We start from the raw sequence: 5,022 nt of genomic DNA on the forward strand, positions 1-5,022 counted from the left end.
AAGCCTATATTTAAATAAGCTTTACTCACAAGCCCGCGCAAAATTAGACCGCGAAGAAATACCATACTTTGGTATACGCGTAGCAGAACCACATGCAGACGGTTGCACTCACTGGCACATGCTTTTATGGATGCCAACCCGTTACTACGACAAAGTTAACCACATATTACGCCGCTACTTTACCCGCGACGACCGTGAGGTATTTTTTCAGCGCTTTAAAAACCGCAAAGCATTACGCGCACGTTATACAAAAGCGCGCCGTATTTGGGGTTTAAATAAATCTAAAAAAGTGTACACCCGTGCACCGGTTAAAAACTATTTTCCGAGCAGCCCACGCTACACCGCTATAAAAATGCTACCTGCGCAAATTGGCAAAGACGGTAAAAAAACAGGCGGCGCAGCGGCTTATGTTGCTAAGTACGTAAGCAAAAACATTGATGGCTTTGCACTGGCAAACGAGTACGACGCAGAAACAGGCGAAAAGCTAACCCAAGCAGTCAACCCGGTTAAAGCATGGGCTAGCACATGGGGCATTAGGCAATTTCAGTTTCAAAAGTCGCCATCTATTACTATTTGGCGCGAGTTGCGCCGAGTGCGTGAAGAAGTGCAAGGCAACGAGCAACTAGAACAAATACGCCAAGCGGCCGACAAGGGCGACTTTAAAACCTTTGTTGCGCTAATGGGTGGCTTTGGTATTGGCCGCGATGCGCGCTTTAAACCTGCATACCAACATACCGAATACGGCAACCAGTACGCAGAATTTACTAAAACCCTAAAAGGCGTTGAAGACACCTTTGGACTTTGCACGCTTGTTACTCGCGTTCATACCTGGTCTAAGCAAGTTATAGGCACAGCAGCAGCAGAAAACACCGCCGTTATTGGTGGGCAGGATGCCAACAACGTCAGCGCAGCTGACCTACCTTGGACTAGTGGGAATAATCGTACGCCTTACTCAGTAGGGCATACAGACGCATTATTGCTAAATATGATCGGTTTTACTTCAAAAGAGATCATTAACGTTAAAAAGGATCTGTTAGCGGGTAAGCGGGTTAGAAATAACGGCCATATTTACTTAATTGAAGACGGCCATTTAGTGGTACTGGATGAAGCAGCGCAGCAAAAAGAGCATCGCCAACACGCTATTGACTATATAGCCAACAGCGAAGCGCAAAAACACGCCCCAACTAACGAGCAAACCGCCGCTAAATGTAAAAACAAGCTTAGCGACTTTAGCCCTGCGCAAATAAAAGAGCTAAACCAAGGCGGCAACGTGATCAGCGGCAACCGTGTTTACTACATGCAAGAGCGCGAGCTACACAGCTTTGAGCAACTAAACATGCAGACACCAAAGTCAGCTATTAAGCCAACCCCAACCGAAAAACATTTTGCATACGCTCGCGAGCTTTACGACCTAGCGCACATGTATGCAGAGCTTGACGGGCGTAACACCCCATCAAATACCCAATTTAATAAACACACGGCCGACATTATCGGCGACTTAGATTTAGCTAGATTAGTTCTAGCTGGCGAAGCCACAGCAATCAGTAGTAATGATTGGTGGGCACTAGACTTAATGGCGTAGGAGAAAATATGAATACTCACTCAGCAGCAGAAAAAATGCTTTCAACCGGATTATTTTATACAGCAAGAATGTTAGGCCATGCCTTTGGCGAGTCGCTAACAAATGGCTCACGCTGTATGAATAACATTAAACGTAATCCTCGTTACACAGTAATTGAAGAGCAACACCCAGTTAAAAAGCTAAAAGTGGTCGCCATCGATGGGCGCAGAGTCACAATAGACCAATTACAAAACACAGCATTACAATTTAAGCGTCCAAGCTTATTAATTGGGAGTAATGGCCATGCTTAATAAAAACGAAATAGTTGTTGATAACTTTGCGGGTGGTGGCGGGGCATCAACTGGTATGGAGCTTGGTTTAAATCGTAAGGTTGATATTGCGATTAATCATGATCCCGCTGCAATTGATATGCATAAAGTTAATCACCCGGAAACAAAGCACTATTGCGAATCTGTGTGGGATGTTGATCCTATTGAAGCTTGCGCTGGTAGGCCTGTTGGTTTGGCGTGGTTCAGTCCAGATTGCAAGCATTTTAGTCGCGCAAAAGGGGCGGCACCTGTAAATAAAACAATTCGAGGGCTTGCATGGGTTGTAGTTCGCTGGGCTGCGCTAGTGCCAATGCGTGTATTTATGCTAGAAAATGTTGAGGAGTTTTTAACATGGGGGCCTGTTGTAGAAGTATCACCAGGTGTTTTTAAACCCTGCAAAGAGCGCAAAGGTGAAACGTTTAATGCATTTATAAAATGCATGACCACCGGCTTAAATGTAGATCACCCCGCATGGCCTGAAATTAAAGAAGCGCTAGGCGATGACTTCCCATATCACAAACTTGAAAAAGGCTTAGGCTATAAAATTGAGCATAAAATATTAACTGCTTGTGATTTTGGTGCACCAACCACCAGAAAGCGTTTTTTCCTTGTTGGCCGAAAAGATGGCCTAAGTATTAACTGGCCAAACCCAACACATGGCGATGGATTAAAACCATACCTTACCGCTGCTGATATTATTGATTGGTCTATACCGGCTAAATCCATATTCAATAGAACTCGCCCATTAGCTGAAAACACAATGAAGCGCATAGCTAAAGGCATTGAGCGATATGTATTAGATGCAGAGCAGCCATTTATAGTGCCAAGCGAACATGCATTACCATTTATAACTGAACACGCCAATGCATCCAACCAGCGAAATATGCCAGCAGACGAGCCACTTAGAACAATATGCGCACAAGTAAAGGGTGGGCACTTTGCTTTAGTTACTAGTCATATTATAAAAATGCGTGGCGATAACGTAGGCCATAAAACTAATGAACCATTGCAAACAATATCAGCCGGTGGCAATCACTTTGGCGAAGTACAGGCATTCTTAATTAAGTATTACGGAACCAGCACAGCGCAATCAATAAACACACCACTCGATACAGTAACAACAAAAGACAGATTCGGCCTAGTTACTATTAGCGGTGAAAAATATCAAATTGCTGATATTGGCATGAGAATGCTTGAACCCCATGAACTATTTGCAGCAATGGGGTTCCCTGAAAATTACCAAATAGCCTTTGACTCAAAAGGCAAAAAGAATACCAAGAAAAACCAAGTTGCACGTTGCGGTAACGCAGTATGCCCACCAATAGCGCAAGCGCTAGTTGAGGCCAATCTAAAAGAAATTACAAACATTAAGGCTGCAGCATAATGAAACCAAACGTTAAACGTCGCAACTGGGTGTATCACTCAGTTGTTAAACCAAAAATAAAAACACCACCCACAAAAAAGCCCGTTTAATACGGGCTTTTTAATGCGTGCAATAAAGTAAAAAACTAAAGGCCAACTAATTCTAATTGTTGTTCACGAGACAGATTTTTAATTAACGATGCGGCCAATTGCTGGGTGCTTTTAACGGGCGGGTTTAAGAAGTGATCGAACGATTGGGTAATACGAAACGTCGCCCCGCATTCACGAGTGTTAGTACACGAACAATATAAATTTACTACGTGCGCGCTTTGCGTTTCACGCGATGTAATCGTAGCTTTAGCTTCGCAATTTGGACAAGTAACCCGCGCCATAATATTCACCAATCGTTAATAAAGTACACTGTCATTATATACAGTGGTTGGTTGCGTTACAAATAACCATTTAACTATTGCCTGAGAATCAACAAGCTAAAAAAATCACTCCTCCTCGCCTTCCGCTTTCGTGCAAAAAATGCGTTAAATTGACACCCCCAGTGACAAGCCATTTTTAGCTAGCCCTTATAACCAAAGGATCTAAAAGGAAGTTTAAAAGGATCGTAATGACAAAAATGTGACAATGTTTGACACAAAGTGACAGCATAAGGATCAAATAGGTGGGCATTTGTTGAATATTGAAATATAATAAATTAATTATCACTTAAGCGATAAATAATTTATGAAGTATTTATATAAAGGCTCACAAAGCCAAGAGCGATTAGATGTGCTTTTGTCGTTTGGTAAAAGCACCAGTGAAGATATAAAATCGGCGCTTAGCGATCACCTAGTTCGTGGAATTGGCAAAACAAATGCAGCAACACTTAATGGCGTGCCTGGGCCCAATTTGACAAGGGCACTTAAGCGTCTTGAAGTTGTTGCAGGTAAGGTTGAAGAGGTTAAAGAGCTAGATTGGCCTAGTAGACTTGGTTAATTAAAAAAGCTACCTTGTTATACCTATTACTATGCATTAGAAAAGGATTGAGCAATGTTAGATTTTATTAAGTACGTTTTAAATGAATTGGGTTTAGGTGAGCACGCTGAGCCGACAAGAACATCGGTTATGAAATATCACTTTAGGTCCAGAGATGAAGAGATTCACGTTAATTTTGATTTAATCATAGATGATACTTATTTGGAGTTAACAGAAGAAGATGAAAAAGAATTTCGTGAATTTAGAAGCAAGCAGATATTTGGTGAAAAGCTAGAGAATTTTGAGTCAAGCATACATAAAGCGGTTAGACTCTATAGTGCAAAAGCAAAATCTACTAAAGGGAATCAGCAAGGCTCAACATTCAGATTAACAATTGATTTGAAACTAGAAGAAGTTTAAACACCAAAGCGCTAGCTCCTAACTAGCGCTTTTTTTATTGCCGTTCTTGCTCCCCCAAAACGCTCTAAACAATCGCATCAGCCCAAGGGTTGAAACGGCAATACCTACAATTACAAATTCAAAGTACCAGGGCGCACCTTCATAACCCATTGCTTGCCAGCCCTTATGCATGTACGGCTGCATTGCCGGTATAAAGTGGCAAACAAACAAGCCCAAAAAGAATAGAATGATCACTTCATCCATGATGGTTTTGTCGCGGTTCTTTAAAACAAGAAAGTCATAATCGGCGTCGTTTTGCTCGGCCTGCATACAGCGCTTTGCTTTCGCTTCAAACTGGGCAATTTTAAAGTTGTTTTCAGCGCGTGCAACATCGGCAGCCATTTC

General features: G+C 42.3%; 7 protein-coding genes. 5 read left to right on the top strand and 2 right to left on the bottom strand.

Features of this window, described 5'->3' with window-relative positions; all coding sequences use genetic code 11:
* From L654_RS01000000126775 to L654_RS0123690, 3 genes are all read left to right on the top strand, one after another.
* Positions 1 to 1,582: replication endonuclease (locus tag L654_RS01000000126775; protein ID WP_024609224.1), on the top strand; the 1,582-nt coding region annotated here is incomplete at its 5' end.
* 8 nt (positions 1,583 to 1,590) lie between these two features.
* Entirely contained in the window at positions 1,591 to 1,872 is a 282-nt protein-coding gene (locus L654_RS0123685; RefSeq protein WP_024609225.1) for a hypothetical protein, read from the top strand.
* Positions 1,865 to 3,274, top strand: a complete 1,410-nt coding sequence (locus L654_RS0123690; protein WP_024609226.1) for a DNA cytosine methyltransferase — start codon at positions 1,865 to 1,867, stop codon at positions 3,272 to 3,274. Before L654_RS0123685 ends, L654_RS0123690 begins: the two co-directional genes overlap by 8 nt.
* Positions 3,275 to 3,398: 124 nt before the next feature.
* Here L654_RS0123690 and L654_RS0123700 read toward each other — a convergent pair whose 3' ends face one another.
* Complete coding sequence (locus L654_RS0123700; protein ID WP_002960040.1) at positions 3,399 to 3,644, bottom strand: ogr/Delta-like zinc finger family protein; 246 nt, start codon at positions 3,642 to 3,644, stop codon at positions 3,399 to 3,401.
* Between the two features lie 343 nt (positions 3,645 to 3,987).
* Between L654_RS0123700 and L654_RS0123705 the strand changes: the two genes are divergently transcribed.
* On the top strand, positions 3,988 to 4,239 hold the full coding sequence (locus tag L654_RS0123705; RefSeq protein ID WP_024609227.1) for a hypothetical protein: 252 nt from the start codon (positions 3,988 to 3,990) through the stop codon (positions 4,237 to 4,239).
* A 54-nt stretch (positions 4,240 to 4,293) separates the two neighbouring features.
* Entirely contained in the window at positions 4,294 to 4,638 is a 345-nt protein-coding gene (locus tag L654_RS0123710) for a hypothetical protein (protein ID WP_024609228.1), read from the top strand.
* Positions 4,639 to 4,656: 18 nt separating this feature from the next.
* On the opposite strand, the gene L654_RS0123715 is transcribed toward L654_RS0123710, so the two are convergent.
* Positions 4,657 to 5,022: hypothetical protein (locus tag L654_RS0123715; protein ID WP_024609229.1), on the bottom strand; the 366-nt coding region annotated here is incomplete at its 5' end.

It is taken from the genome of Pseudoalteromonas sp. TAB23 (assembly GCF_000498075.1).
In the GTDB taxonomy this organism is placed as follows: domain Bacteria; phylum Pseudomonadota; class Gammaproteobacteria; order Enterobacterales; family Alteromonadaceae; genus Pseudoalteromonas; species Pseudoalteromonas arctica.

What these genes read in the sequence shown, in the direction of transcription:
- L654_RS0123685 (WP_024609225.1), top strand. Translation starts at nt 1,591, where the DNA reads ATGAATACTCACTCAGCAGCAGAAAAAATGCTTTCAACCGGATTATTT.
- L654_RS0123690 (WP_024609226.1), top strand. Translation starts at nt 1,865, where the DNA reads ATGCTTAATAAAAACGAAATAGTTGTTGATAACTTTGCGGGTGGTGGC.
- L654_RS0123700 (WP_002960040.1), bottom strand. Translation starts at nt 3,644, where the DNA reads ATGGCGCGGGTTACTTGTCCAAATTGCGAAGCTAAAGCTACGATTACA.
- L654_RS0123705 (WP_024609227.1), top strand. Translation starts at nt 3,988, where the DNA reads ATGAAGTATTTATATAAAGGCTCACAAAGCCAAGAGCGATTAGATGTG.
- L654_RS0123710 (WP_024609228.1), top strand. Translation starts at nt 4,294, where the DNA reads ATGTTAGATTTTATTAAGTACGTTTTAAATGAATTGGGTTTAGGTGAG.